Below are 26,402 nucleotides of genomic sequence, written 5' to 3'. Positions count from 1 at the left end.
CTGGGTGACCAACCTGATATTTGGCGGTTTACGGCTTGCCGGCGCCGGTTTTCCTTCCCGGAAACAGCGCTTTTTTGAGCTGGAAAAATAGGCGGTCGATTATCCCGATTAACAAAGTGGGGTTAATGTTCCTGACAGCGATTCACCTTTGTATGATTCGGAGGTTGATCGGCTCTTGAAAAGATTCTTTTCTGAGAGTCACCCGCAAGGGTGTCTTTTTTTGTCTGGAATCTATATAATCAGAAAAAGGAACAATTTGGATGCGAGAAAGTGCGCATCCCGCGGAATAGAAGGGTTTATCTTTCATTCCAAGCGGGTATTAAAAGTTATGATTTTCCAATTACAAGGGAGAAAAGGTCAGGCCTGACACGATTTTAGCGGATCTGCCGCTGTTGTTTCGTAGGAGAGAGACCTTAACCAGAATGGACGAGTCGGACGGCTGGAGAGAAATAAAGAGAAACGAACCAGGACCGGAGTCAGAGAGAAAGATTGTCTCACGATATAGAAGACGGCGAGGACTATTCCTGCAAGGCTGTTTAGACGCCGTCGGCACAAAACCGGATGGGGGCACGGTCTTTTTTGAACGTGCTTCTTTCTTTTCCGCCGTAAAAACGTTTCCGCCCCTCCTGACTTGACCTTTTCTCCCCGTCCAGAGATGAAATGGAGGGAATGTGTATGAAGAATAAAGCAGGTTTGACGCTTCTGTTGTCGGCGAGTTTGCTCGTACTTTCCACCGTTCCCGCGGGTGCGATACAGGAGAGAGCGGACAAGCCGGTACTGACTTTTCCGGTGATCAGCGATGTGCATGTCGACGCCGCCAAGAAGGATTCCCAGCGTAAATTTACGGAAGCTCTGGAAGATCTCAACCGGATCAATCCGGGTGCCGACGCTCTGGTGATCAACGGGGATTTGACCGGCGGTTCCGCCCGCGATTATACGCGGCTTAAGGAACTGATGAAGAGCACTCCGCATCCGCAAAAAACATTCGCAACCATCGGCAATCATGAATTTTATTCCGCCTGGCTGAACGCCAAAGGAAACTGGAGTCCGAACAGCTTCCCCAATAAAGAAACCGAAGCGGCGTCCATCGGCAGGTTTTTGTCCTTTACCGGGGAGAAGAAGGTTTACTATGAAGAGGAAGTCAAGGGATACCCGTTTATATTTCTGGGCTCGGAGCAGTACCGGCAGACCAATCCCGACAACATGGAGGACGCTTATCTTTCCAAGGAGCAGCTGAACTGGCTGGAGCAGTCGCTCGCCAGGCATGGACAAGAGTCGGGGAAGCCGATTTTCGTCTTCCTGCATCAGCCGCTTCCCGGAACGGTAGCGGGAACGTCGGTGGCTTCCAACAAGCGTCCGGTCGTCCAGCATGAGGAGCTGAAAAGCATTTTGTCGAAGTACCCGCAAGTGATCTTTTTCAGCGGTCACACGCATTGGGAGCTTAGGCAGCCGGACACCCTCGTGAGGGACAAGTTTACGATGGTCAATTCCTCTTCCGTGGAACGTCCGTGGACTTCCGACGGTCAAGGGGGAGAAAAACTTAAGGACGCCAAGGAAAGCGAAGGCTTGTACGTAGAAGTGTATGAAGACCGGGTATCGATTCAAGGCCGTGATTTTTACGCCAAGAAGTGGATTCCGGAAGCGCAATTTAAAATACCCGTCCGGAAATAAAGGACAGACCGGAATTAATACGGATTGAACCGGCATCGGCCACCACGGCTGGTGCCGTTTTCATTTTTTGCGCGATTTTACGGTATAATGAAGGGGATTAGCGGTTAGATAAATTTGACAGGGGAGTTTGACCGGAATGGGATATGTGTACTTGGCCATTGCCATCATAGGGGAAATTTTTGCGACCAGCCTGCTGAAATCTTCAGAAGGCTTTACAAAATGGCTCCCGAGCGCGGGTGTCATTCTCGGCTACGGAACGGCGTTTTATTGCTTGTCTCTGGCGCTCAAAACATTGCCGCTTGGCCTCAGCTACGCGATATGGTCGGGAGTCGGGACCGCTTTTACCGCCATTCTCGGTTTTCTGGTCTGGAAAGAGAAACTGAGCGTAGCCGGTGTCATCGGCATCATTCTCATTATTGCCGGGGTGGCGCTGCTTAACTTGACTAACAAGGGGCATGCCTGAAACCGGGCGAATCGAGTTTGATTACGAAACGGGAGGCCTGTAGGGCTTTCCGTTTTTTGTATGCCTGCGGGGCGGATGTGGCCGGAAAAATTTATCCGAATTTACGGAATGGAGCTTATTGGAGAGGAAGCGTGTAGAATACTGTCGAAAATGGTGACAGAGAGACATAGATTATTAAACCTGTCAAGGAGTGAAATTAATGAAACCCGGTTTAACCTTCAAATTCCGCGATTTGTCTTTGCGGATCAAGATTTCCCTGCTTTTGCTCGTGATTACCTCGGTTCCCTTAATAGCGGCGACCCTGATCCTGATGTCGAACTCCAATAGCTACATATCCAAGCAAACGGAAGAAAACATGAGAATACGGGCGGAAATGGGGGCTGCCGATATCGACTTGTGGATGGGACAGAAAATAAACGCCGTGGAAGGACTCGTAAAGGCCCATCCTGAATTTGCGACCGCGTCTTCGGAGAAAGAAGTGCTGCCTTATCTGAAATATTTGCAGGACAGCGATCCGGAAATGTTCTTTTTTGCCTACATCGACCGCAAAGACGTTTCCCACGATACAAAAGGCGGGGTAACGGACGTGTCCGCTTTCCAGAACATTAAAAACGCGAAATCGTCCAAAAAGCTGGCCGTCTCGGATATTCTGAAAGATGTCGGCTCCAAAGAGGATATTATCATTATCGACCAGCCGATTGTGGATAAGAACGGCGAATACGCCGGAATTATTCAAGCGATCGTGAGTCCGAAGCAGATCGTTTCGCTCGTGTCGCGGATTCATTTCGGGGAAAAAGGCTATGCCTTCCTGCTGTCCGGCAACCGCAATATTCTGCTCCATCCGGACCCGGCGGATATCGGAAAACCCGTCAAGGATATCGCGCCGGATCTGGACAATAAACTCGCGGCCTCCGCGGACCAGACAGGCTATTTGTACGCCGGCGACGGGAAGGTAGGAGAGGCTGCTCTGGCTTACTCCGAAGTGAAGAAAACCGGCTGGAAGCTGTTAATAAGCGCTCCGAAAACCGAGGTTTACAGTACGGTGTCCAAGGCGAAAACACTGGCCGTCGTCATTCTCGCGGTATCCGTCCTTTTCGTTATTCTGATTTCGATCTTCGCTTCCCGGGCTATCCTGCGCCCGCTGATGAACATTTCCGGGATGATGCGCAAAGCCGCCGGCGGCGATTTGACCGGAAGGCTGGACGTGAAGGGGAAGGACGAAATGGGCCTGCTCAATGCGGATATCAACGGCATGATGGATTCGTTCAGCTCCATCCTGGACCGGATGAAAACCGCGATCGATCATATGGCGTCGTCCAGCGAAGAGTTGACGGCTATTTCCGCCGAATCGGCCGGCGTGGCTTCCCGCACGTCCCAGACGGCCAACTCCACGGCCGTGGGGGCCGAAACCCAGCATGACGCGGCGCAGCAAACCGCTCAGGCAATGGAGGAGATGGCGATCGGCATCCAGAAAATCGCGGCTTCCTCGACCCAGGTGGCCGAAACGACGGACAGCGTACGCTCCGAGGTAAACCGGGGCAGCGAAACGGTCGAACGGACGCTGAACCAGATGAAAGCCGTGGGAAGCAATGTGCGGGATTCGGCGGGTACGATTTATTCGCTGCGGGAGAAATCCGCGGAAATCCAGAAGATTGCAAGCACGATTTCCGACATTGCCCGCCAGACGAATCTGCTTGCCCTTAACGCGTCCATCGAAGCGGCCAGAGCCGGTGAACATGGCCGGGGTTTTGCCGTCGTGGCGGGCGAGGTCAAGAAGCTTGCGGAACAAACGAGCCATTCTACCGTAGAGATCCAGGAGATTCTGGATGAGATCGTCGCCGCAACGGGCAAAAGCACGCAGTCCATCGAAAGCAGCCTGGAAGAGGTGGCCCAGGGCGAGGACCTGATGAACGCGATGGAGCAGTCGTTCCGTTCCATTCGGACGGCAATCCTGGATGTATCCGCTCAGATCGAGGAAGTGTCCGCAGCCACCCAGGAAATCTCGGCAGGCACGGAAGAAGTGTCCGCTTCTTCGCAGGAAATGGTCGATATTTCGAAGCAGACGCTGAATCAGATGCGGCAGGTCGCCCAGAGCATGAACGGGCAGCTTCATTCGATGAACGACATTTCCTCGTCGGCCGAATCGCTAAGCTCCATGGCGGAAGAGATGCAGAAGCTGGCTTCCGCTTTTACAATCAAATAGACGCTTACAAAAAAAGCGGGCCGAAGCGGCCTGCCGAAAAAACCGCGCGAGCTTCTACGGAGGCCGCGCGGTTTTTGCATGTGATTAGCTGACGCCACGCGGTCGGAATATCGCGTTTTAGAGCCGTGCGATCCGTACCGGAACCAAGAAGCTTGCTCCGCGCGAAACCTTCCGGTGCGCTTGGCGTCACATGAGGGGACGCCGCAAATCTCTTCCGTAAGCTGCCGCTTCAAAAAAATAAGGCCCCGATTAAGGGGCCTGCTGTTGTTTGTCCGGTTATGCGCCGCGATTAGAGCCTTTCTTCTCCGAATGCACGCCGCAAGAGCTTATCCGGCATTTCCGGATATGAACTGGAGAGCCGAGTAGAGCCCCAGCACTACGATAGCCGCCGCGGCGAAAGCTTCGGCGGGCTCGTACATCGCCCGGATGCCCTTTTCCCTTCCGGAGAAGGAATAGAAGGCAAGACCCAGCGTGTACAGCATGCACACATAGAGCAGATTCGTCAGTCCTGCCGCATAGAGCAGAAACAGCGAGTAGAGCGTAGCTGCCGTCCCGTAAGCCAGCTCGCGCTTGCGCGGTCCGTTCCAGAGGGGGGATTCGCCGGTCGAATCCTGCGGAGCGTAAGCTTTTCCGCTTATCGCCGTTTTAACGAGGAAGAGCGAAGACAGCAGGTAAGGCATAAGCGCCGCCGTTGTCGCGACAAGGTAAAGCGCATGGTAGGTGGACGAGGCGGTGACGACCAGGAGCAGAAAAAGCTGCACCGCTCCCGTCGTCATCCAGAGGGCGCCTTTGGGGGCGCCGTTCTTGTTCTCGCCGGACAGCCAGGCGGGCATGAGCTTCTGCTTCCCGGCTACGTAGAGCGTTTCCGCGGAAAGAAGAGACATGCCGAGCAGAAGCCCGAGCAGAGAGACGATGAGGCCGGCGTTGATCAGGACGGCGCCCCACTTGCCGACGGCCGCTTCCAGTACGTAGGCGGCCGACGGGGTAGGAAGGGAGGCGAGAGCCGCCCTGCTCATCGCCCCGTAAGATAGCAGCGACACGAGCATATACAGGACAAGCGTACCGATGAGGCCGATGACCGTTGCTTTGCCTACGTCCGATTTGCGCTTGGCCCGGCCGGAAAGCACGACGGCGCCTTCTACGCCGAGGAACGCCCAGACGGTAATAAACATGGCCTGTTTGACCTGGCTTCCTATGTCCGATAACCCGATGGGAGAACGGGCGGTTTCGGCTGCGGTTTTCCACAGGTCCGCAATAAAAGTCGGCGAATGAAAGACGGTCGCCAGCGCCGCTATGAAGACCAGGATCGGGATAAGCTTGGCCATCGTCGTTACGATATGGACGAGAGTCGCTTCCCGGATTCCCGAGAGCTGTAAACTATGGAGCAGCCATATGAGCAGCGAAGCGCATACGATGGCAAGCACATTGTTGCCGCCGTCGAATACGGGAATGAAATAATCAAGGGCGCCGAACAGCAGAACCGAGCTTGCCACGATTGTAATCATATTGGCGAGCCAGTAGCCCCAGGCGCTTATAAAACCGACGAAGCGGCCGAAGCCGGTTTCGGCGTAACGGACGATGCCGTTGTCCAGGCTTGGCAGCCGATTGGCGAGACTCTGGAAGGTCAGGGCGAGCATGATGACTCCGATGCCGGTCAGCGCCCAGCCGATCAGGGCGGCGCCGCTTCCCGCATCCTGCGCCATATCGGCAGGCATGCTGAAAATCCCTCCGCCGATCATGGAACCTACGACAAGGGAAATGAGAGGGAGCAAACCGAGTTTGCGCGGCTCGTTAGACATAAATAAGGACTCCTTTATTGCTTATGTGCATGAAATTTAGTGTAGGGAAGTATTATAGATCTTTTACTCTGATAAAGCAATAAAGGATTCCTGGATGATTAGGAGCCGCCGCGTCGCCATTAGGGTGAGGCGGCTTTACCGGCTTACGATGTGACCATCCCTCCGCCGTTGACGTGAATGGTCTGCCCGGTTACGTAGCTGGAGTCGTCACTGGCCAGATACACGTAGGCGGGAGCCAGTTCGAAAGGCTGCCCGGCCCGCTTCATCGGCACATCCGTCCCGAAAGTCCGGACTTTTTCCGCCGAGTAGCTGGAAGGAATGAGGGGCGTCCAGATAGGACCCGGAGCGACCGCGTTTACCCGGATGCCTTCGTCCACGAGCGACAGTGCCAGAGAGCGTGTGAAGGAGACGATGGCGCCTTTAGTGGACGAATAATCGATCAGATCCTTCTCGCCTCTGTAAGCCGTGATGGAGGCGGTGTTGATGATGGAAGACCCGCAGCACAGATGAGGCAGAGCCGCCTGGGTCATGAAGAAGAACGGAAAAATATTGGTCCGGTACGTATCGTAAAGCTGCTCCTCGGAAATATCCAGGATGCTCTGCTGCGGGAATTGAACTCCATGGTTATTCACCAGAATATCCAGTCTGCCGAACGCCGATAACGTTCTGGCAACGACTTCGCAGCTGGCGGCTTTCTCCCGCAGGTCCGCTTGAATCAGGAGACAGCGTCCGCCGAGCTGCTCGATCCGGGCGCGCGTCTCTTCGGCGTCGCTCCATTCGTACAGAAATACGATAGCTACCGCAGCGCCTTCTTTGGCGAAAGAAATGGCCGTTGCGCGGCCGATACCGCTGTCTCCGCCCGTGATGAGGGCCACGCGGTCCAGCAGCTTGCCGCTGCCGGTGTAATAAGGATTCTCGGCGATCGGCCGGGGAACCATTTCGGATTCGATGCCTGGCTGACGGGGCTGATGCTGCGCGGGAAACGCGATCGGCTGTTCCTCGCATTTCGTTTCTTTGCCTACATAAGGATAGATGGGATGCATGTTGAACCTCCTGAATAATAAGGATAGGCGATTATCATGCTCCATCGTATTCCTCCGTGCCCGTTCGAGTGCCTAGATCTTCGCGAGCAGCTCTAATACGCGCAGATAGTAGTCGTCCGGATGGGGAACGAAATCCTCCTTGGCGACAGTCCGGACCGATACGGCGCCCGAATCGGCTTGAGACAAGCCCCCGATCCCGACCCCGTCCTTATGCTGCGCCAGAACGCCGCGGACTTCCAGGGAGTCGGCCGTGCCTTCGAAAAGAGCGGCCAGTTCGTGGAGCTCGGCCTCGTACAGCCCGGAGACTTCTTCCTCCTGAAGCGTGTACGCATCCAGGGGCCAATCGCTTGCATAGCCGAATACATGGCTGATTTCGCGGTCGATAAACGTTCTGCCGCGCACGGTTCCCCGCTCATCGGTGCGCACGGTAAACAGAAGGGAAAGCCTGTCGAACGGAACGCAGAGGCCCAGCTCTTCCTGAAGCTCGCGGGACGCTCCCTGGATCGTTTCGCCTGCGGTCAAATGGCCCGCCGCCGTAATATCGAACTTGTCCGGGAACGTATCCTTGGAAGACGAACGAAGCTGGAACAGCACCATGCGGCGCTCTCCCTCAGGGCGGACAAGCCAGCAGTGAAAGGTCTGATGCCAGTATCCGGCCGTATGGACCTCCTCGCGTGAAGCGGTCCCGATCCGGTTGGCGTCTTCGTCGTAAATATCGAACATCTCGGGCGTCATGGAATTCCTTCTTTCTATAAAAAGTAGGCAGGCTAAAGCCGCTGAGCACAACCGTGTTATCTGCTCCCAGGCGGGCTGGGGATGTCCGTAAGGTTCGGCAGGTCACGTCAGGTTGTGGGAGGCAGTCGGGCGGACCCGCCCCGTTTGGCAGTAAAATAAGCTCCGTGTTTCGGAGGGAGTATCGGGCCGGTTTTACCCGGAATGGCGGCTTTAGCCGTTGTCATATCTTGAAGCGTAAACGAAAAAAGAGCCCGGAGCAACCCGGACTGTAAAGCGCCGCCGACAAAAGTAAAGCCCCTTCAGAGGGCAGCGCTCAAAAGGAGAACACGAGCTGGGCCGGAGGCGAGTCGGGCTCTGGCGCCAGCGACGTTCCCCCCTGGGCTTCCGTGCCGGCCGCGGCGGCGCCTGCCTGGGCTGCGCCGGGAATTCCGGCGTTCTGCCGCGCCGTGCCCGAGCCGCCGGCGGATTCCCCGCGGCCTGCGCTGGCTCCGGCCGCACCGGTGAATCCGCCGTCCGCTGCCGCGCCGTCCGCTGCCGCGGAGCCCGCGCCGGCCACGGCGGCAGCCGCATCGCCGGCGGCAGCACCCGCGTTGGCCGCAGCGCAGCAGCCGCCGCCGGGAACGGACGCGGGCGGCTCCCAGGCGACTTCAAGCGGCTTCCCGCTTGAACGGCCGGAGGCTGCGGCGCCGGCGGCAGTCCGCTCCCCCGGACGAGGCGCCTCTTCCTCCTCGTCCATGTCGCGCAGCCCGTACCGCTCCAGCAGTTCGTCGACGAACCGGCGGACGGGATCGCGGTACTCGCGAGGCGCGTATGCGGAGGCCGCATACAGCCCGGCGTACTTGCCGACGAGCTGCGGGTAATGCCGCCGGATCGTCTCGAAAAACCACACCTTGACGTCCGAGGCGCTCAGGCGCAGGTACGACGCCATCACAAACTGCGCGCCATGCTCCGCCGCGGCCGCAACAAGCTCTTCGAGCTCATCCCGGCCGTCCGTAATGTAAGGGAGCATGGGAGCCATGAAGATGCCGGTCGGTATCCCGGCATCGGTCAATGCGCGCACCGTCTCCAGCCGCTTCGCCGGAGAAGGGGCGCCCGGCTCGAAGTTGCGCCAGGTCGTCCGGTTCAGCGTGTTCAGGCTGATGTTCACGGCGTAAACGGGCAGCTTCCGGAGCAGATCCAGATCCCGCAGAATCAGCGGAGATCGGGTCGTAATCGTCAGCGGCACGGGGTACTCCGTGAGCGCCTCGAGGCAGCCGCGCGTCAGCTTGGCGCGGCCTTCCGCCTGCTGGTACGGATCGGTCGCCGTTCCGATGGCGATGCGGCCGATCCCGGCCAGGCCTTTGCGGGAGCGCGCGGCTTTGCGGAGCTGCTCCCGCAGCGCCTCGGGCGCGTTCTCTTTCATCAGGATATTCGTCTGGAAGGTATCATCGCCGTTCAGCCCGAGGAAGGCGTGCATCGCCCGTGCGTAACAGAAGCTGCACCCGTGCTGGCAGCCGCGGTACGGATTGATGGAATGTTCGAAAGGCATCGCCGGAGTTTTCACCGGATTCAGCACTTGTTTGGCCGTAATCTTTTCATAGTGGACAGGGTTCATAGCAGGTTACCTTCCCGTTTTAGAATAGCAATACAGAACATATGTTTGTATTTAGTATAGCATATCTGAACCGGTCTTCATACGGGAAGGAACATGGCTGTTTTTTCCTTGGTTTACCGGAGCGGGACAAGCTTTGTCGGATCTTGTTTTTGTCAGCCGAAAGAGGTCGGAAAGAGTCTTGACAATTTTTGCGGGCGGGTATATTCTTATACATGTCGGTTTTGCCCGGCACGATTCGCTTCGGAATATGCTGGTGTAGCTCAGGGGTAGAGCAACGCACTCGTAATGCGTAGGCCGGGGGTTCAATTCCCTTCACCAGCATCTTTATACAACCATTGGAATAACGCGGTTTCTCGCTTTCGAGGGGTCGCGTTTTTATATTGTCCGGATACTTGCCGGTTTCACGGGCCCCACGACCTCGGTAAGCCGGATTTCCACGATCAGCCGGAAGGAGACACGATCACGATGCCAGAAGACAAGAACAACATGACCCTGCCCGGTTTCGCCCGGAAAATCATAGCGGCTACCGTCTTCATCAATATGGGCCGGTTTTCCGTATTTACGTTTCTGGCCGTCTACTTGACCCATACGCTGCAATTCCCCGCCTGGCAGTCCGGCACCGTCCTGACGGTCGCTCTGCTGATCAACCAGGCGGTCCCGCTCTTTTCCGGCATGATCGGGGACCGGATCGGCTACAGCACGATGCTGGTAGCCGGGACGTTTCTGGCTGCGCTGGGGTATCTGGGAATTTATGCGCTGGACAGCTTTGGCGGACTTGTGCTCGCCGCTTGTTTTATCGGCATTGGCCCGGCCATGTACGAGCCGTCCATCAAATCGCTGTTCGGCAACCTGCCGCCTGTTCTGAGAAGACGCGCGTTCACCTACTTCAATCAGGCGCTGAACGCGGGTGCGGTTCTGGGGGCCGTAACGGGAGGCATTCTTGTCAGTTTTCATACGTCGTACCCGATGCTTTTCGGAAGCATATTGTTTCTCCTGGTTTCGGTGCTGCTTCTGACCCAAGCCAAAAGCTTTCCGAAAGGCCGGCATTCGGCCAAAATGCTCGACAGCTACAAAAAAGTGCTGCGAAACCGACCGTTTCTCGCGTTTTCCGGTGCGATGGTGATGTTCTGGATCATGTTCACACAGTTATCCGTCTCGCTGCCGCTCGAAGTTTACCGGCTGAGCGAAAACGGGCGCCTGGTCAGCAGCGTCGTAATTTTCAACGGATTGTATGCGGTTCTGTTTATGTTTCTGCTACGGGGCGTTTTTCAGAGAAATCCGGCCGGTGTGATCGTCAAATACGGGATGCTTATTATCGGGCTCGGCCTTCTCGCGGTTCCGTGGGTTCCCTCGGTATTCTGGGTCCTGCTTTGCGTGCTGCTGTTTACTTCGGGCGAAACGCTTGTGCTGCCGGGGGTGGACATCGCCATTGCGGAGTACAGCATGAACGAGGATACGGGTGCCTTCTACGGGGCTTTCGGGCTCTCTTACGCGGTCGGCGGGACGATCGGCAATTATTTGGGCACGTGGCTCATCGGCGAGTATGGCGGCACGGTTTGGCCGTGGGTCATATACGGGCTCATCGGGCTCTGCGGATTTATCGGCCTCCAGGCGCTTCAGGCAATGGGCGGCAAAACGGCCAATACTGTCCATACGGCATAGTGCATGTGCTCTTCATATAAAAGAAAAAGAGGTTCCGGTTTATCCGGAACCTCTTTTCTGTACGGGTGGCGGCCGTCGGCCGAGAATATCCGGCACACTGCCTCTTCGACGAACAGCGGCCCTGCCGCCGTTTTCCTGTATCACGGCCAATCGAAAGAACCTTCCGGAATTACAACGCCGCCAATCTGGTCCGGAAATCGTTGTCGTCCGTTATAGAGACGACATTTTCATAGCCCCGCTCCACGGCGTTTGCCTCTAGCCTCGCCAGAAGCTCCTGATCTTTACAGTAGAGATCGGCATAAACCGAATCCGCGATAATCAGGGCAAGCTCACAGCCGGAGGACGTAAACTGCCCGTAATTCCTAACCTCCTGCACCGTTGAGCCTGCGGGGAAAGCCTTGATGTCCACGAAAATCAGGTAATGCCTCCCGGCGCCGATCCGTTCCTTGAAACGGCCGCCGTCCATCGTTTCGACGGGATTCGGGAAGAGGGGAGGCCCCAATCCGTCTTCTTCAAGGACATACGATTCTACGCCATCAACCAGCCAATTGTACGCGGTAAGCTCAACGGGAGACAGCAAGTCGGCAAGCGGAGTCCCGTAAGGATCGGGCAGCAGAAAGCTGATCCCTCTTGTCATACGTTCACCTTCTTTGGAATAAAAAGATGCATCGGGTTGTAAGAACCGGTATTTACTCGGGAATCGCGTGTTTCTATCTCACCCTGTAAATGGTTGAAGATGCAAGTCATCAGCCCCGCCAAACATTTGCTGCTTTAATCATACACGCCGCTGACTTTTTGTCACCTAAAAGAAGAACGGGCTCCGCTGTCCGTCCGCCGCAGCCCCGCTCACTTCACCGCTTCTAGCAGGGTGCGTGTGTCCGCGATCTCGGCGAACTCGCCGTGCAGGTTCGCCAGCGTCATCGCGTGGATGTCCTCGGCCGCATGGACGCGTCCGTCGGGACCCGTACGATCGAAGGTCGCCGCAGCGTCGGCTGCGAGAATCGTACGGAACCCGAGGTTCCCGGACATGCGTGCGGTCGTTTCCACGCAGTGGTTGGTCGTGAGGCCGGTGACGACCACCTCGGTGCAGCCGAGCACGCGGAGACGCGCCTCCAGGTCCGTTCCGATGAAGGCGCTGTTTACCGACTTGCGGATGACGGCTTCGTAAGGCATAGGCAGCGCCTCGGGCTTAGGCTCTACCGAAGCGCTGCCGGCTTGGAACAAGGACTGCGGTGTCACTCCGATATGCTGCACATGGATAACCGGCCGTCCGGTCTCTCTCCAGGCTTTCAGCAGAAGGGCGATGTTGCTCTCCGCTTCGGGGTTGTTTCTCCTGCCCCAGCGCGGATCGTCAAACGCCTTCTGGACATCAATAACTAACAGAACCGCTTTATCGTTCAGTTGCATCGGTTGACAGCTCCTTTCGTCGTTGCTATTCATTTTACTTGCCGATGCGCTCGGGTTACAGGGTATACTGAAAGGAAAAGTGTTCGTTCGCCTTGACTTTGAAAGCTTTTGAACGGGCGTATTTTAAAAAAGAAAGAACTGGGGGAGAAAGAGTTGGATCAGACAGACCGCAGCATACTCGCGCTGCTTCAGGAGAACGGGAGAATGAGCATGACGGAGCTCGGCAAGCAGGTGGGTCTTACTTCGCCGGCTGCCGCCGAACGGGTTCGGCGATTGGAGGATAAGGGAGTTTTGACGGGGTACCGCGCCGTCGTATCCCCGGAAGCCGTAGGTAAAGCGGTCATCGCTTATATCCTGATGGAAACGGAACACTGCCGCCGGTACGTGGAATTTGTCCGTCAGGTTCCGGAGGTTGCCGAATGTCACCGCATCGCGGGACCGTACAGTTATTTGACCAAGCTGGTGACAAGCTCCGTCCGCGAGCTGGAGACTTTTATCGACGCGTCTATGGAGTTCGGGAAGCCGTCCACGCTTGTGGTCTTATCCTCGCCGCTCGCTCAGGCTCTGATTCTGCCTGTGAAGGAGTCGGTCCTGTAAAGAATTCATGAAGAAATCCGGCGGGTCGTGTTCATGTTTGCAATCTTAGCTCATACGTTTATAATAGTTTCTTGAGACATTGGGAAAGGTGTGGGGATATGAAGCGGTGGAACCGGAATGTTCAGAAGCAAGCATCGTTTCCTATTTCCTATTTGGAACACTGAGGCCGTTCAGGCTTTGGTGTTTTTTATTTTTCCGGAGGTGAAGGGATGAAGTACAGACGCGTATTGATCAAGCTGAGCGGAGGAGCGGTAGCCGGCAGCGGCGATTTCGGATTCGACCCGGAGAGGCTGGAGCATATCGCCCGTGAAATTTTGTCGGTGCTGGAGCTCGGCGTGGAAGTGTCGCTGGTGATTGGCGGAGGGAATATTTTCCGCGGCAATATGGGAGAGAACTGGGGCATCGAGCGGGCGGAGGCCGATAACATCGGCACGCTGGCTACGGTCATTAACAGCCTTATGCTGCGCGGCGTACTGAAAGCGAGAACGAATGCCGAGGTGCGCGTGATGACCGCGATTCCCGTTACGTCGGTGGCGGAGCCTTATATACGTTTGAGAGCGATTCACCATCTGGAAAAAGGCTACATCGTCATCTTCGCGGGCGGCAACGGCCAACCCTTCGTTACGACGGACTATCCCTCGGTCCAGAGGGCCATCGAAGTTAACTGCGATGCCATTCTGGTGGCGAAGCAGGGGGCGGACGGCGTTTACGACAAGGACCCGAACGTATACGGGGATGCCCGCATGTACGAATCGCTGCATTACAACGATGTGCTTCAGAACGATCTGCGGGTAATGGACCAGTCCGCTTTTATCCTCGCAAGGGATTACGGGATGCCCATTCACGTGTTTAACTTCGATAAGCCGGGTTCCATGAAAAAGATCGTGACCGGCATTCATTCGGGCACCACGATCCATGAAGCCGCGAAGCTGACTTTCAGCGTATAGCTGACGAGCTGACGCGTCGCCGGAGCACGGCAGGGGCACGCCGGACTTATATGAACGGCACGGGTCCGGGTCTCTTTCTCTGAATGAAACAGCACCCCGCGAGGAAAGGAAAGCCGGCACCCGCTCCAGGCACATCCATTCCCAAGGGAATTTGACTTTTTCTTCCCGCAGACGTATATTAATTTTAGATGTTTTAATTTTGCACAATCTAATAAATGGAACAGTCGAATGAACCCGGGAGGTTATGAAGATGGGTGTGTATGAGTTTACGGCTCAACGGATTAACGGAGAAGAACAATCGCTTGAAGACTATAAGGGTAAAGTGCTGCTCATCGTCAACACGGCGAGCAAGTGCGGCTTTACCCCGCAGTATCAAGGACTGCAGGAGCTGTATGACGCCTACAAGGACCAAGGTCTTGTCGTACTCGGTTTTCCCAGCAACCAGTTTATGGAGCAGGAACCGGGGTCCGATGAGGAGATCGAGCAGTTCTGCCAGGTCAATTACGGCGTAACGTTTCCGATGTACTCTAAAATCGATGTCAAAGGAAGCGGTGCGCATCCGCTGTTCCAATATTTAACCCGCCATACGGCAGGAATTTTGTCCAAAGAGGTCAAATGGAATTTCTCCAAGTTTCTCGTTAACCGTTCGGGCGACGTGGTCAGCCGGTATGCGCCGACGACCGCACCGTCCAAAATTTCCGGAGATATCGAGAAGCTGCTGGCGGAATAAGCAGAATAAGGATTGAGGCCCTATGAATTCACCATCTAAGCTTAGGCTTGAGAATCAGCTTTGCTTTGCGCTATATGCCTGTTCGCGTGAAATTACGCGGATGTACCATCCCATGCTCGAAGAGCTGGGCTTGACGTACCCTCAGTATCTGGTGATGCTCGTGCTGTGGGAAAAAGAGGAATCGACCGTAAAAGAGCTCGGCGAACGGCTCTTCCTCGATTCGGGCACCCTGACCCCTATGCTCAAAAGAATGGAAGCTTCCGGCCTCCTGAAGCGTACCCGATCCAGCCGCGACGAGCGGAGTGTCGTCATCTCGCTGACGGACAAAGGACGCGCGCTGGAGCAGCCCAGCACGTGCATACCGGCACAGCTTATGACCCGCGCGGGCGGAACGGAAGAACAGGTCGGCGAACTGCTGGAACAGGTGAAGGAGCTGCTGGCGGCGGTGAACCACGCTAACCGCAACAGCGGGGAGTAGGCGGATGAGGCTGAACGCCGGCAGGAATCCGCGGCTTCCCTGTCATAACGAAAACGGAACGGCATTTAATCTGCCGCTCCACACTAGAGGCAAACCCGAATCCACCTATGACAAACGCAAGGCTCTCTTCTCGAGAACCTTGCGTTTTTTTGGGTTTTACGGCTTTTTTAAGTTCTTATGACTGCCCCTGCCTCTTGCCGGGAGGGGGGAGCCTTTTCGTTCCGGCACGCGCTCCTCGGGGACCTGCTGTCAGTTGGAAAAAGTCACATACAAGTAAGCGTTGTACGTCTGCTGGCTGGTGCGTTTCTCCGGATTACGGCTCTGGGTTCTGACCGTAACGGAAGACATGCCTTGCACGTTGATCTTGCCCGGCAGTTCCTCCTGCTTAAGGAAAGCGGTGCCTGTCCCTAGCTGCACATAAAGATCGACTTTATCCTGAGAGATCAGGTTAATATTCATGTACTTCGAGCCGTTCGGGGCAAAAGTCTGATTGATCTCGCCTTGGCTCTTCAAGTCCTGCACGGCGGCCGCCCCGGGCGGTGCCGTTACGCCGCCGGTTTGTCCGCCGCTGTCTTTGCCCGGCTTGCCCGTGCCGGTTCCGGTCCCCGCCGAGGGAATCTCGTCGTGGAACGTCACCTTAAGCGTAGCCGGGTAGGCGGCCAGCGGGGACCGTTTCTCGGGATTGCGGCTCTGGGACTTGATCCCGATCTGGCTGACGCGGTCTACCTGGACGTACCGGGGCAGCTCTTCCTGACGGAGGAACGCAATGTCTCCGTTCATGTACAGGTACAGATCTGCGGCATCTTTGGATGTCAGCTCGAGCCGCATATATTTTTTCCCGTTCGGGTAAACGATCGTGTTGAACTCGCCGTCCCGCTGGAGATCGCGGTCGAACGGTCCCGGTCCTTCCGCCGCTTCGCCGGGCTTGGGGGCCGGCATGGGAACCGGACGGAGAATGCCGGACGGGTTGATGCTGGAATAATTGCCGAGCACTCCCCGCGTCTTCAGGTGGTCGAGAATCCGGTGGAGTACCGTCACCGCCTCGGCTCGCGTCAGTTTGGCCGAAGGATAGAACTTTCCGGCCGCGTCGGCCGTCAGGATGCCCGTTTTGTTCATCTCAATCAGCGCGCCGGCGGCGAGTGCGCTGTAGTCGTCGTAATTGGCGTCGCACGTGCCGTCCGCTTCCTTCAGGAAAAGAATCGGATAAATAGTGCCCGGAGGGAGTTCCGAATTGTAGCGGTTGTCCGTCCCCCGGAAAGCTTCCAGCTCGTTCTCGGTATTAAACAGCCGGGTCGTAATATCCTTGAACCGGTTCATGTCGCCGCATACGTTGGTGGATTCCGGTCCCCCGTCTATCCCGTAAAGTCCGTACAGCATCATGGCCAAATCCCAGCGCGTAAACGCATATTCGGGATTGAACAGAGATTTGCCGTTGCGTGCGGTTACGGTCGTATCTCCTACCGCGACGAACGTATCGCTGATTTCCCGGTAAGCCCAGTGGGAAGAAGGGACATCGACATACGACGGCCGGCTGTAATTCAATGCGTCCGATCTGAGGCTCGGCCGGTATTTGTCGAACAGCCGGTAGACCATAACCGCCCATTCCTCTTTGTTTACGTAACGTCCCGGCTTGAAGGTTCCGTCCGGATAGCCCTGCAGAATCCCGCTTTGGGCCATAAACGTAATGGACTGAACGGCCCAGCTGTATTTCGCGCTGTCCACATCCGGGAACGGGGTGGAGGTTAAGCCCGCCCTCGCGGGTCCTGCCGGAAACAGCGGCAGAATGAGTAAAATAGCCAGGATGATTTTCAAAGTTAAAAGTTTAGTTTTCATATCGGGTTCCTCTTCATATCGAGTGATGGGTGCGTATAAACGTATACATACGTATAAGCGTCGGACACGGCGGTTCGTTTCACTATCGTTTATATCGGCCGCAGCGCCCGCAATTATTAGAAAAGGGGAGCCGCCGGCTGGACCCAATCCCCGCCGATGAGGGACGGAGCCCGGACCGGACGCCAAAAACCTCAGCAGAGGGAAGCAGCCGGGACCGGACGCTAAAGCCGCAGCAGAGGGGCGGACGTCGGATTAAGCGCCAAAAAAACCGCTTCGGCTCTGTGGAGCGAAGCGGTTTCTGATCGATCACGTTGGAAGTTCGCAAGTTCGCGGAACTCCCGGATCGGGTTTAATTTATTCCAATCAGCCGGACGATTCAGGCGAATTCATGCTTTTCCCGATCGGGAGCGCTGTGGGCTGCCGGAGCTTTGGAACGGGATTTGCCGATGGAAAAAATCAGGTTCAGTACAATCGCCGTGAAGCTTCCGGCTACGATGCCGTTGCCGGTCAGAATCTGCACGCTCTCGGGAAGGTGGCTGAACAGCGTCGGGGCTACCGTTACGCCGAGGCCCATGCCTACGGAGCAGGCGACGATCAGCAGGTTTTCATGCTGGTTCAGGTCTACCGAGCTAAGCAGTTTGATACCGGAGGACACGACCATGCCGAACATGGCAATCGTTGCTCCGCCGAGTACGGCGGTCGGGATAAGCATGGTGAGCGCCGCGATTTTAGGCACGGAGCCGAGCAGGATCAGAATCACGCCCGCGGCAGCGATCACGCTTCTCTTTTTGACTTTCGTCAGTTGGACAAGCCCGACGTTTTGCGAGTAAGTCGTGTAAGGAAAGGAGTTGAACAGGCCGCCGATAATGCTTGCGAGCCCTTCCGCGCGGTAGCCTCTTGCGAGGTCCCGGTCCGTCAGGTCTTTGTCGCAAATTTTGCTGAGCGCCATGAACACGCCGGTCGATTCCATGACGGAAACGATGGCCACGAGCGTCATGGTCAGAATGGACGTGAGATGGAAGGTCGGGACGCCGAAATAAAACGGCTGGACCATGTGGAACCACGAAGCGTCAAGCACGCCCTGGAAGCTGACCTTGCCCATGAAGGCGGCGGCAATCGTGCCGAAGATCAGGCCGAGCAGAATGGAAACCGCCCGGATGAAGCCGCCGAAGAAGCGGTTCATAATCAGGATGAAGAGCAGAACCCCGAAAGACAGGGCCAGATTTTGCAGGCTGCCGAAATCGGCGGTGTTCTGGCCGCCGCCCATGTCCTGAATGGCGACGGGAATGAGCGTCAGGCCGATAATCGTGACAACGGACCCGGTGACGACCGGCGGGAAGAAGCGGGCGAGCTTGCCGAGCAGGCCGCCGAACACGAAGATGATCAGGCCCGACGCGATGATGGAGCCGTAAATCGCCGTCATGCCGTGCTGGCCGCCTATGGCGATCATCGGAGCGACGGCCTGGAACGCGCAGCCGAGCATCACGGGCAGCTTAATGCCGAAGATGCGGTTGCCCCACACCTGGAGGAGAGTCGCGATCCCGCAGGTGAGCAGGTCGATCGAGATCAGGTAGGAGAGCTGCTCGGGCGGGAGATGAAGCTGGCCTGCCACGATGATCGGTACGATCACGGCGCCCGCGTACATGGCGAGAACGTGCTGGAGTCCCAGAGAGCCGGTCTTAAACCAGTTGAACATGAGTATCCTCCTCGGAGACGCCGCTATTCAGGAAGGTTACTTTCCCGTTATCCAGCGAAGCTACGCGAGCGAGCGACTCGACGCGGTAGCCGGCGGCTTTAAGCTTGTCCGCGCCCGGCTGGAACGACTTTTCAATCACGATGCCGATACCGGCTACTTCGGCGCCGGCCGCTTTGACGATGTTGGCCAGACCGAGAGCGGCTTCGCCGTTGGCGAGGAAATCGTCGATAATGAGAACGCGGTCATCGGCGGACAGGAACTTTTTGGCGACAGTGACTTCGTTCGTTTGCTGTTTGGTAAAGGAATAGACACGCTCCACATACAGGTTGTCGGTCAGCGTGAGCGATTTCTGCTTGCGGGCGAACACGACGGGCACTTTCATTTCGAGCGCCGCCATCACGGACGGGGCAATGCCGGAGGATTCCAGCGTCAGAACTTTGGTTACGCCTTCGTCGGCGAAAAGACGGCTGAATTCTTTGCCGATTTCAAACATCAGAACCGGGTCGATCTGGTGATTCAGGAAAGCGTCCACTTTCAGAACTTGTCCGGACAGAACCGTTCCTTCATCTTCGATTTTTCTTTTTAAAAGCTCCATGCTGGCATCCCCCATAAATGAAATAATGAGTTGAATCGAAAAACGCAAAAAACCCGAATCTGCACCGGACCCCGGAGGGCCGTGTTCATCGAGTGACAAAGGCAAATAACCGCAAATGCCGCGGAAGCGGGTAGTCTCCCAGAGAGGGCGCAAAGGCCTTCCTGCGGATAAAAACCGTCCGTGGATCCGGAATTTGTCATCACCCGTAGTCCGGTCATTTACGGTGACCGGGTAGAGACTGGCAGGCCTATTCCTGCCTTTATACGAGCTGGCTGATTTTCGGTTGGCTTGTTGAATGATGGCTTCATTATACTCCAGTGAGCGGAGGGTTGAAAAGAAGAAAATGTCGAAAAGCCGAACTTTTTGATGGAAACGGGATTTCTTTGTTCGTTTATATGCCAGTTCATGGCAGACAAGGAGGGAATTGACCCTTGTAATGTCCAGGGAAAAGGGGGAAATGGTTCGGCGGGGGCAGGGGCAGGGGCTTGTGCTATAATGGCCCAAAAGCGGAGGAGGCGTTAACCACATGGGAGAAGATTTGCGTTATCCGATTGGAACTTATACTTATGAGGGAGAGATTTCCGCGGAACAAATTCAGGACTGGCTCGAAGAACTTGCGTCCGCTCCTTCTCGGCTGCGCAGAGCCGTTTCCGGATTGACCGAGGAGCAGCTCGATGCGCCGTACCGCCCCGGCGGCTGGACCGTTCGCCAGGTGATCCACCATGTGGCGGACAGCCATATGAACAGCTATGTCCGCTTCAAGCTGGGCGCGACGGAGAATGAGCCGGTCATTAAGCCCTATGAAGAGCAGCTGTGGGCGGAACTCGCTGACGGGAAGACGGCTCCGCCGGAGATTTCGCTGGTGCTGCTGGACGCGCTGCACGACCGCTGGGTGCGGTGGCTCCGGACTCTGGATGAAGCGGTCTGGGCCCGGACGTTCCTGCACCCGGAGAACGGGCCGACTACACTGGCGCGCGGTCTCGGCTTGTATGTCTGGCACGGCAAGCATCACATCGCTCATATCACCTCGCTCAGAGAGCGGATGAGCTGGCACTGACGGTTCTCGGCAGGCAAGCACAGGCGGGCTCTTTTCCTAATAGGAAGATAATTGCGGGCCTGCGCACATTCAAGAAAACGACACATTCTTCAAAGAAAGTGTACAAACCCGGGCGCAGCCTGCCTAAACAAGCCCCGTAAGCGGCGGTAAAATCCCTGCCGCTTACGGGGCTTGTTTGATTTTTAAGCCGGTACGTACTAAAATGTTCCAATTGGGATGCTGCCCGAAGGCTTGCTATATAAGTATTTGAGGACGGATTGCCTTCAAATAGATTACATATGATACCAATCGCGGGCCTGCGAGTTCATTGACGGTCCGGCCGGGACTTTAATCCCTGCTTCTGATTACGAGGAGAAGCCCCGAGCGGATGGAGATCGACCCCTGCCCGGCTTGAAGCACATTGCTGATTCCGAGCGACTGTCCGATCTGGAGAGTCGCATTTTCCAGCGGATACTGAAAGCCGGTCAGCGTAATGCCGGTTACTTCCGTCGTTAAGGGGAGAAGCGAAACCTGCGCATAAGGCCCGGCTGTAATCTCAATGCGGTCCCGTACCAGCTCGATATCGTTGTGATCATCGATGATGCGGGAGCGAATTCCGGCCTCCGCTCCTTTGCGGAGCAGGTGGATATTCGCCAGGGTATGATCGAGACGGGTGCCCAGCGCGCCGAGAAGAATGATTTCCGACGGATTGCGGTCAAGCGCCCAGGTATAAGCCAGCTCCGTATCCGTCCAGTTTTTGTCCACGGGGTCGCAGGCCATTAATTCCTCGCTGCCGCGGCGGATTTCGGCGAGTTCCTCCGGTGTGACGGAGTCGAAATCCCCGAGCGACAGCCGGGGACGGTAACCGCTGCGGACCAGATGGAGAGCGCCGCGGTCGGCTCCGACGAGAAGATCCGTCCCGGGATTCAGCGTATTCAGATGCTCGTCCGCCCAAGGGCCGAATGCTCCCCCGGTGACAATGAAAATCCGCTGCTGCGTAAGCGTCATAACGGCACAACGGCTCCTTCCGTTCTTTGAAATGGAAGTTTTATTATACCACAGCGGCCGATAACCGGAAACGAACGCGAAGCACGTGAAGCACCTGAAGGAATCAGCGGCACGGCGGCAAAATTCGCAGGGACGCGCAACTGGCGCAGTGCGTACCGGCAGAGCATGGCGGAAGGGGACGGCCAGCGGCAGTCCTGGGCTCAAACGGAGCGGCAGCCGAATCTTTCGGTCGGGCTTACTCCTGTAGGGCAATGCGTACACGGACGCTTGCGACCTATTTTGCTTTGGCCCGTATTGGGTAGAGGCATGCAAAAAAACGGGCCCGGAGGCCCGCTGTTCGGCAATTACCGGTCGCCGGTTTTGACATGTAGGCGCGGCGGCGTATTTTCTTTCTGCTGGTGATCGATTTCCGCTTCGTTCAGGGAAAAGCCTTTCATCTCCCAGGTCGTTTCGCCCAGTACAAGATCGGCAGGGAACTTGTCGCCCCGTTTCAACGTGACTTCCCGGCCGGCTTCATCCGCATAAATGCCGTCCGTTTCAACCGTTTCGTGGCTCATAGGGTCCATGGTTTTGTCTTTGGACATGACTCACCCTCCTTTCTCTTCATATAATATGGTCCTTATTTCGACAAAAAAATTCGGGAGAACGCTAATCTTTTTCGCATAATATGTCGATAATTGTTGAAAATCATAAAAATTTGATAGAGGGACAGGAAACCGTCCTTTCGAATCGAAAAGTAGGTAAAGAACCACATCTACTTACAGAAAAACCAAGAATTGTCGAAAATTCGGCAATTGAGGTTGGCAAGAGGGTAGAACATGACTAAGCTCATTCAAGCTATTGGAATAGGGCTCGTATTTGCGGCTCTTTTCTTATTCATCGGGGTAAAAGACGTCCTGGCCGAAACTTCTCCGCTTATGCGCGTGAATGCCCCGCCCGTCCTGCTGGAGAACTGGGAGTACTGCTGGGCGGAGGACGAGGGGGCCGGACGAACGGAAGAGCCGCCGCACAGCGGCGGAAATTGGAAAACGGCCGCTCAGCTGCTGAATCCGCAGGACCGGATGGGCCGAAGCCATTTGTGGCTGCGGGTTCCGCTCCCTTCTCATCCGGCGGCTGATCCGAGCTTGCTTATCCGCGCCTTCGACAACGTCGAAGTGTACACGGAACAAGGGCTCGCCTACCGCTTCGGGGATTGGCAGGAAGGGCGGAAATACCGTTATTACGGAACGCCCAGAAGAATTGTCCCGCTGCCGGAAAATTCGCAGGGGATGCTATATGTTCATCTCCAGTCGGAGTCGCGGAATATCGGGATAGAGGACGGAGCCATGTACGGCTCCGAAAGCGGTTTTATCAAGGAGATGGTCCGGCAGGAATTTTTCCGGGCCGTGCTGGGGGTTAGCTACATCCTGGCCGGAATCGTGGCTTTTTGTGTTTTTCTCGGTTTGCGGAGCCATAAAGTTTTTCTCGATTTCAGCTTATTTTCCTTCTGTTTCGGCATTTACAGCATCTGCCGCTCGTCGGTCGTTTATCTCGTTTTCGACCACCCGGCCATACTGACCTACGCGGAGCTGATCGCCCTCTTCGGAGGCGTCATCGGCATCCTGATGTTTGTGGAGCATCTGCTCGGCTCCGGCAGGGGCGCATACATAAGAAGAGCCTGGCAGCTGCATCTCGCATACAGCGCGGGGGTCTTGCTTTTGCACGCATGCCGCGTCGTCTCCGTCGTGGAAATCGTCGATTGGTACCAGCTGCTGCTCGTTTTAAGCATGCCGCTGGTGATCGTCCGGGCGGCAGCCTGCGCAATGAAGGGAAACCGGGGGGCGAAACTGCTTCTGGTCGGAATCGGGGTCATCTGCCTGACCGGCCTGATCGATATTTTCCAGAACCGGCTGAACATCATGATCCGGTTCTCGCCCATGACGTATCTGGGCGTCTCGGTCTTTATCCTTCTGCTGATCGTCCTGCTCATCCGCCAGTTTGCGGACATCATGCTTCAGCTCAAACGCTCGGAGAAACTTTCGCTCGTCGGTCAGATGGCCGCGGGAATGGCTCATGAACTCCGCAATCCGCTGACGATTATCTCCGGCTTTCTGCAGCTTTCGCGGAAACAGGCGCCGGATGCGCCTTACCTAGGCATGATGAGCTCCGAAGTCAACCGGATGAACGAGATCATCGACGATTTTCTGCTGCTGTCCAAGCCTGTAAACAGCCGTTTCGACCGGCACGAAGTGCTACCTCTGCTCAGGGAAACGCTCCAGCTTTTCGATAACCAGCGCAAAGAGGCGGGGGTGAGCGCCATTCTTGAGGAAGAAGGTGCGATTCCGAAGATAGACTGCGATCCGAACCAGCTTAAGCAGGTCTTCATTAATATGGTGAAAAATGCGATCGAAGCGATGCCGGAGGGCGGGCTGCTGCACATTACGGTGTCCGCGCTGCCCAAGAACAAGGTGGGTATCCGTTTCGCCGATCAGGGAAAAGGAATCGAGCCCGGCCACCTTGCCAGGATCGGCGAACCGTTCTTTACGACGAAAGAAAACGGGACGGGGCTCGGCCTCATGGTCAGCAATAAAATTATCGAGAACCATGCGGGCATTCTGCGGGTTTCCAGCCGTTTGGGTCTTGGGACGACCATTGATATCATACTGCCTGTCCATATAAAAACGGCGTAACCGTCCGGTTACGCCGCTTTGTCGTGCCGTGGTGCCAAGCCGTACCGCTTTGGCGTACCGCCGTGGAGCACCTTTCCGTCGTGCCCTCCGTTAACGTACCGGCGTCCGGTCAGACGGGACTTCCGTTGAATTTGTAACCGACTCCGCGTACGGTAATGATATACCGGGGATCCGACGGGTTCGGTTCGATTTTTTTGCGGAGGTTGCTGATGTGAACGATGAGAGTCCGGGGATCGCCGAAGCTCTCCAGGCTCCAGACCTGTTCGAAAAGCTGCTCGATCCGGTAGACGCGGTTCGGATTTTGCGCGAGCAGGCTGAGCAGATCGAATTCTTTGGCGGACAGGGCGATAGGCCGCTCCTGAACCTTCACGATATGACTGTGCAGGTCAATCTCCAGATCGGGAAAATTCAGCACGTGCTGGTCCGCCGGATTGCGGGAAGAAGAGCATCTCCGAAGCAGCGCTTTCACGCGGGCGACAAGCTGTGCGGGGCTGAACGGCTTCGTGACGTAGTCGTCTCCTCCTATGCTCAGACCGAGTATGATGTCGATGTCTTCGCTCTTCGCCGACAGGAAAATAACCGGGATGTCGCTTGTTTTCCGCAGTTGGCGGCACAATTCTATACCGTCCATGCCGGGAAGCAGAATGTCCAAAAGAATAAGGTCGGGTCGTTGTTCCGTAACCAGTTGAAGCACATGATCCCCGTGATCGGCGGTAATGACTTCGAAGCCTTCGCGCCGTAAATACAGGGAAACGATCTCCAAAATATGGTGATCATCGTCGACAACAAGAATTTTACTTGCCTGCATGAAGAAACCTCCTAGCTGCTGCCCGTGCTTGAAAAAGGAAAAAAACTCCAAGTGTAACTTGACAAGCCGTTACTTTTTTCCTAACAAAAAAGGTTTATACCCTACATTCTATCCTTTTTTTGCCTAAAATGAAAGAAAAAATCCTTGGTTTCGCAAATGACTAGGTATCATATATAGGCACTAAGTCCTATTTTCGAAAATCTTTATTCATAATGACATAGAACGGCATACTTATCAACAGGCATATGAACATACAGACGCGGACGGGCTTCATCATGTATAGTAAAGAGGAAACGAATTGATGACTCCTGCTGTAACGGAAAGGAACGGATTCCGAGTGAGAGAACCGCAATCACCGACAACACCCAAAGAGCCGCTTATATCGGCTATTGTCCCTACATATAACCGCCCTTACGTATTGGGCGAGCTGCTGGAGACGCTGGCGGCACAGAGCTACCCGAATCTGGAAGTGCTGGTTGTGAACGATGCCGGCGTGTCCGTGGATTTTGTGAAGGAAGCTTACCCGGAGCTGGCTGTTACGGTCATTAACCAGCCGGTTAATTTAAAGCATGTGCATGCCCGCAACGAAGCGCTCCGGATTGCCCGGGGCGAGCTGATTCTGCTCTGCGACGACGACGATCTCTTGACGCCGGGGCATATCAGGCGCATGCTTGCCGCTCTCGAAGAGACCGGAGCGGACTTTGCCTATTCCGATGCGGAGCTGTTTGATTACCGGGTGGAGGGCCGCACGCGTATTCCGGTCAGCCGCCGGTTGTTCGCTTACGAGTTCGATCTAGCGGAGATGAGAAAATTTTCGACGTTTGTGCCGTCAGGCACCCTGTACCGGAGGGCCATCCACGACACCCTGGGCGAGTACGACCCCGATGTGCACCATTATTGGGACTGGGACTTTTTCCTCCGCACCGCCGGTTCTTATAAAATCGTCAGAGTTCCCGCCGCGAGCGTACTCTACGCTTTTTCGCCTAAAGGGGATAACGTTTCGGGAAACCGGCAGGAAGGGAACCCGTACCTCGGCAGGCTGTGTGCCAAGCACGGTCTGGGTGAGCTGCCTTCCGAAAACTTTTTCACCCTGCTGGACAAACCGCACATGCGTCAAAGAGAAGCCCCGTCCACGATTATATGGGACGGCGAGCCGGTGATCTCGCGTCTAGCGGAACAAACCGAGTCTGTTTAACCGGAAGCATCCGTGTTATCCCCGTACGGTACGGATAAGGGATGGAAGGCACAGAAGCTTACTCAACCAGGCGAAACCTCTTAGAACAGAAGCCTTCTGCAGCCGCTGCTGCCCGGAAGGCTTTTTGTTGTCCGGTCTTGCCGGATGTCCGAAGAGACGGGACGGGAATTGGGCTGTCTGGGCTACCTGGACCTAAGACCAGGTATAAAAACCGTCGTGAGTCGGTTCTGATT

23 protein-coding genes, 1 tRNA gene and 1 riboswitch are annotated in these 26,402 nt (G+C 55.9%); of the genes, 12 read left to right on the top strand and 12 right to left on the bottom strand.

Features of this window, described 5'->3' with window-relative positions:
• The first annotated feature begins 675 nt into the window (after positions 1 to 675).
• The 3 genes from ACI48J_RS24090 (at position 676) to ACI48J_RS24080 (ending at position 4,337) form a co-directional block, all read left to right on the top strand.
• A complete protein-coding gene (locus ACI48J_RS24090) occupies positions 676 to 1,671 on the top strand; it encodes a metallophosphoesterase (RefSeq protein ID WP_326052256.1) in 996 nt (331 codons plus the stop codon).
• A 136-nt stretch (positions 1,672 to 1,807) separates the two neighbouring features.
• A complete protein-coding gene (locus ACI48J_RS24085) occupies positions 1,808 to 2,134 on the top strand; it encodes a multidrug efflux SMR transporter (RefSeq protein WP_326052257.1) in 327 nt (108 codons plus the stop codon).
• 199 nt (positions 2,135 to 2,333) lie between these two features.
• The gene (locus ACI48J_RS24080; protein WP_405080573.1) at positions 2,334 to 4,337 is read left to right on the top strand and encodes a methyl-accepting chemotaxis protein; all 2,004 of its coding nucleotides are present in this window, start codon (positions 2,334 to 2,336) and stop codon (positions 4,335 to 4,337) included.
• A gap of 326 nt (positions 4,338 to 4,663) precedes the next feature.
• Here the strand turns inward: ACI48J_RS24080 and ACI48J_RS24075 are convergent, their stop codons facing one another.
• The 4 genes from ACI48J_RS24075 to ACI48J_RS24060 all read right to left on the bottom strand — a co-directional run bounded on the left by ACI48J_RS24075 (position 4,664) and on the right by ACI48J_RS24060 (position 9,508).
• A complete protein-coding gene (locus ACI48J_RS24075; protein ID WP_405080571.1) occupies positions 4,664 to 6,136 on the bottom strand; it encodes a basic amino acid/polyamine antiporter in 1,473 nt (490 codons plus the stop codon).
• Positions 6,137 to 6,279: 143 nt separating this feature from the next.
• Entirely contained in the window at positions 6,280 to 7,179 is a 900-nt protein-coding gene (locus ACI48J_RS24070; RefSeq protein WP_326052260.1) for an SDR family oxidoreductase, read from the bottom strand.
• Positions 7,180 to 7,251: 72 nt separating this feature from the next.
• Entirely contained in the window at positions 7,252 to 7,914 is a 663-nt protein-coding gene (locus tag ACI48J_RS24065) for an NUDIX domain-containing protein (protein WP_405080569.1), read from the bottom strand.
• 313 nt (positions 7,915 to 8,227) lie between these two features.
• Entirely contained in the window at positions 8,228 to 9,508 is a 1,281-nt protein-coding gene (locus ACI48J_RS24060; protein ID WP_405080567.1) for a radical SAM protein, read from the bottom strand.
• Positions 9,509 to 9,757: 249 nt separating this feature from the next.
• On the opposite strand from ACI48J_RS24060, the gene ACI48J_RS24055 reads away from it, so the two are divergent.
• Positions 9,758 to 9,829, top strand: a tRNA-Thr gene (locus ACI48J_RS24055).
• 144 nt (positions 9,830 to 9,973) lie between these two features.
• Positions 9,974 to 11,170, top strand: a complete 1,197-nt coding sequence (locus ACI48J_RS24050; RefSeq protein WP_405080565.1) for an MFS transporter — start codon at positions 9,974 to 9,976, stop codon at positions 11,168 to 11,170.
• 169 nt (positions 11,171 to 11,339) lie between these two features.
• On the opposite strand, the gene ACI48J_RS24045 is transcribed toward ACI48J_RS24050, so the two are convergent.
• Positions 11,340 to 11,807, bottom strand: a complete 468-nt coding sequence (locus tag ACI48J_RS24045; protein ID WP_405080564.1) for a DUF2691 family protein — start codon at positions 11,805 to 11,807, stop codon at positions 11,340 to 11,342.
• Positions 11,808 to 12,016: 209 nt separating this feature from the next.
• Entirely contained in the window at positions 12,017 to 12,571 is a 555-nt protein-coding gene (locus tag ACI48J_RS24040; protein WP_326054764.1) for a cysteine hydrolase family protein, read from the bottom strand.
• 159 nt (positions 12,572 to 12,730) lie between these two features.
• On the opposite strand from ACI48J_RS24040, the gene ACI48J_RS24035 reads away from it, so the two are divergent.
• The 4 genes from ACI48J_RS24035 to ACI48J_RS24020 all read left to right on the top strand — a co-directional run bounded on the left by ACI48J_RS24035 (position 12,731) and on the right by ACI48J_RS24020 (position 15,329).
• The gene (locus ACI48J_RS24035; RefSeq protein ID WP_405080562.1) at positions 12,731 to 13,174 is read left to right on the top strand and encodes an Lrp/AsnC family transcriptional regulator; all 444 of its coding nucleotides are present in this window, start codon (positions 12,731 to 12,733) and stop codon (positions 13,172 to 13,174) included.
• Between the two features lie 209 nt (positions 13,175 to 13,383).
• Positions 13,384 to 14,121, top strand: coding sequence for a UMP kinase (gene pyrH, locus ACI48J_RS24030; RefSeq protein ID WP_326054755.1), 738 nt, complete (start codon positions 13,384 to 13,386; stop codon positions 14,119 to 14,121).
• A gap of 250 nt (positions 14,122 to 14,371) precedes the next feature.
• The gene (locus ACI48J_RS24025) at positions 14,372 to 14,851 is read left to right on the top strand and encodes a glutathione peroxidase (protein WP_326054753.1); all 480 of its coding nucleotides are present in this window, start codon (positions 14,372 to 14,374) and stop codon (positions 14,849 to 14,851) included.
• Between the two features lie 22 nt (positions 14,852 to 14,873).
• The gene (locus ACI48J_RS24020; protein WP_326054751.1) at positions 14,874 to 15,329 is read left to right on the top strand and encodes a MarR family transcriptional regulator; all 456 of its coding nucleotides are present in this window, start codon (positions 14,874 to 14,876) and stop codon (positions 15,327 to 15,329) included.
• A 249-nt stretch (positions 15,330 to 15,578) separates the two neighbouring features.
• Here ACI48J_RS24020 and ACI48J_RS24015 read toward each other — a convergent pair whose 3' ends face one another.
• The 3 genes from ACI48J_RS24015 to ACI48J_RS24005 all read right to left on the bottom strand — a co-directional run bounded on the left by ACI48J_RS24015 (position 15,579) and on the right by ACI48J_RS24005 (position 19,453).
• A complete protein-coding gene (locus ACI48J_RS24015) occupies positions 15,579 to 17,162 on the bottom strand; it encodes an S-layer homology domain-containing protein (RefSeq protein ID WP_405080561.1) in 1,584 nt (527 codons plus the stop codon).
• Between the two features lie 376 nt (positions 17,163 to 17,538).
• Complete coding sequence (locus ACI48J_RS24010) at positions 17,539 to 18,858, bottom strand: nucleobase:cation symporter-2 family protein (protein ID WP_326054747.1); 1,320 nt, start codon at positions 18,856 to 18,858, stop codon at positions 17,539 to 17,541.
• Complete coding sequence (locus tag ACI48J_RS24005) at positions 18,842 to 19,453, bottom strand: xanthine phosphoribosyltransferase (RefSeq protein ID WP_405080559.1); 612 nt, start codon at positions 19,451 to 19,453, stop codon at positions 18,842 to 18,844. The genes ACI48J_RS24010 and ACI48J_RS24005 overlap by 17 nt, the downstream gene beginning before the upstream one ends.
• A gap of 186 nt (positions 19,454 to 19,639) precedes the next feature.
• Positions 19,640 to 19,740: riboswitch (purine riboswitch) on the bottom strand.
• Between the two features lie 239 nt (positions 19,741 to 19,979).
• On the opposite strand from ACI48J_RS24005, the gene ACI48J_RS24000 reads away from it, so the two are divergent.
• Complete coding sequence (locus ACI48J_RS24000) at positions 19,980 to 20,510, top strand: YfiT family bacillithiol transferase (protein ID WP_405080558.1); 531 nt, start codon at positions 19,980 to 19,982, stop codon at positions 20,508 to 20,510.
• 327 nt (positions 20,511 to 20,837) lie between these two features.
• Here the strand turns inward: ACI48J_RS24000 and ACI48J_RS23995 are convergent, their stop codons facing one another.
• Positions 20,838 to 21,497 carry a thiamine diphosphokinase gene (locus tag ACI48J_RS23995; RefSeq protein ID WP_405080557.1) on the bottom strand — a complete coding sequence of 220 codons (660 nt, stop codon included), beginning with the start codon at positions 21,495 to 21,497 and terminating at the stop codon, positions 20,838 to 20,840.
• A 344-nt stretch (positions 21,498 to 21,841) separates the two neighbouring features.
• Positions 21,842 to 22,081, bottom strand: a complete 240-nt coding sequence (locus ACI48J_RS23990; RefSeq protein ID WP_326054739.1) for a hypothetical protein — start codon at positions 22,079 to 22,081, stop codon at positions 21,842 to 21,844.
• A 234-nt stretch (positions 22,082 to 22,315) separates the two neighbouring features.
• On the opposite strand from ACI48J_RS23990, the gene ACI48J_RS23985 reads away from it, so the two are divergent.
• The gene (locus ACI48J_RS23985; RefSeq protein WP_405080556.1) at positions 22,316 to 24,166 is read left to right on the top strand and encodes an ATP-binding protein; all 1,851 of its coding nucleotides are present in this window, start codon (positions 22,316 to 22,318) and stop codon (positions 24,164 to 24,166) included.
• A gap of 109 nt (positions 24,167 to 24,275) precedes the next feature.
• Here ACI48J_RS23985 and ACI48J_RS23980 read toward each other — a convergent pair whose 3' ends face one another.
• Positions 24,276 to 24,974 carry a response regulator transcription factor gene (locus ACI48J_RS23980; RefSeq protein WP_326054735.1) on the bottom strand — a complete coding sequence of 233 codons (699 nt, stop codon included), beginning with the start codon at positions 24,972 to 24,974 and terminating at the stop codon, positions 24,276 to 24,278.
• A 337-nt stretch (positions 24,975 to 25,311) separates the two neighbouring features.
• Here ACI48J_RS23980 and ACI48J_RS23975 point away from each other — a divergent pair, with 337 nt between their 5' ends.
• Positions 25,312 to 26,169: a glycosyltransferase family 2 protein gene (locus tag ACI48J_RS23975; RefSeq protein ID WP_326054733.1), complete on the top strand. Its 858-nt coding sequence runs from the start codon at positions 25,312 to 25,314 to the stop codon at positions 26,167 to 26,169.
• Positions 26,170 to 26,402: the final 233 nt, after the last annotated feature.

The sequence above is a fragment of the Paenibacillus chitinolyticus genome (assembly GCF_045038035.1).
In the GTDB taxonomy this organism is placed as follows: Bacteria; Bacillota; Bacilli; order Paenibacillales; family NBRC-103111; genus Paenibacillus_F; species Paenibacillus_F chitinolyticus_A.
This window is presented reverse-complemented; position numbering and strand designations above follow the sequence as displayed.

Excerpts from the sequence above, each read along its gene's own strand:
- ACI48J_RS24080 (WP_405080573.1), top strand. The coding sequence starts at position 2,334 with ATGAAACCCGGTTTAACCTTCAAATTCCGCGATTTGTCTTTGCGGATC.
- ACI48J_RS24025 (WP_326054753.1), top strand. The coding sequence starts at position 14,372 with ATGGGTGTGTATGAGTTTACGGCTCAACGGATTAACGGAGAAGAACAA.
- ACI48J_RS24065 (WP_405080569.1), bottom strand. The coding sequence starts at position 7,914 with ATGACGCCCGAGATGTTCGATATTTACGACGAAGACGCCAACCGGATC.
- ACI48J_RS24015 (WP_405080561.1), bottom strand. The coding sequence starts at position 17,162 with ATGAAAACTAAACTTTTAACTTTGAAAATCATCCTGGCTATTTTACTC.
- ACI48J_RS24050 (WP_405080565.1), top strand. The coding sequence starts at position 9,974 with ATGCCAGAAGACAAGAACAACATGACCCTGCCCGGTTTCGCCCGGAAA.
- ACI48J_RS24005 (WP_405080559.1), bottom strand. The coding sequence starts at position 19,453 with ATGGAGCTTTTAAAAAGAAAAATCGAAGATGAAGGAACGGTTCTGTCC.
- pyrH (WP_326054755.1), top strand. The coding sequence starts at position 13,384 with ATGAAGTACAGACGCGTATTGATCAAGCTGAGCGGAGGAGCGGTAGCC.
- ACI48J_RS24010 (WP_326054747.1), bottom strand. The coding sequence starts at position 18,858 with ATGTTCAACTGGTTTAAGACCGGCTCTCTGGGACTCCAGCACGTTCTC.
- ACI48J_RS24090 (WP_326052256.1), top strand. The coding sequence starts at position 676 with ATGAAGAATAAAGCAGGTTTGACGCTTCTGTTGTCGGCGAGTTTGCTC.
- ACI48J_RS24060 (WP_405080567.1), bottom strand. The coding sequence starts at position 9,508 with ATGAACCCTGTCCACTATGAAAAGATTACGGCCAAACAAGTGCTGAAT.
- ACI48J_RS24075 (WP_405080571.1), bottom strand. The coding sequence starts at position 6,136 with ATGTCTAACGAGCCGCGCAAACTCGGTTTGCTCCCTCTCATTTCCCTT.
- ACI48J_RS23985 (WP_405080556.1), top strand. The coding sequence starts at position 22,316 with ATGACTAAGCTCATTCAAGCTATTGGAATAGGGCTCGTATTTGCGGCT.
- ACI48J_RS23990 (WP_326054739.1), bottom strand. The coding sequence starts at position 22,081 with ATGTCCAAAGACAAAACCATGGACCCTATGAGCCACGAAACGGTTGAA.
- ACI48J_RS24000 (WP_405080558.1), top strand. The coding sequence starts at position 19,980 with ATGGGAGAAGATTTGCGTTATCCGATTGGAACTTATACTTATGAGGGA.
- ACI48J_RS24045 (WP_405080564.1), bottom strand. The coding sequence starts at position 11,807 with ATGACAAGAGGGATCAGCTTTCTGCTGCCCGATCCTTACGGGACTCCG.
- ACI48J_RS24020 (WP_326054751.1), top strand. The coding sequence starts at position 14,874 with ATGAATTCACCATCTAAGCTTAGGCTTGAGAATCAGCTTTGCTTTGCG.
- ACI48J_RS23980 (WP_326054735.1), bottom strand. The coding sequence starts at position 24,974 with ATGCAGGCAAGTAAAATTCTTGTTGTCGACGATGATCACCATATTTTG.
- ACI48J_RS23995 (WP_405080557.1), bottom strand. The coding sequence starts at position 21,497 with ATGACGCTTACGCAGCAGCGGATTTTCATTGTCACCGGGGGAGCATTC.
- ACI48J_RS24085 (WP_326052257.1), top strand. The coding sequence starts at position 1,808 with ATGGGATATGTGTACTTGGCCATTGCCATCATAGGGGAAATTTTTGCG.
- ACI48J_RS24070 (WP_326052260.1), bottom strand. The coding sequence starts at position 7,179 with ATGCATCCCATCTATCCTTATGTAGGCAAAGAAACGAAATGCGAGGAA.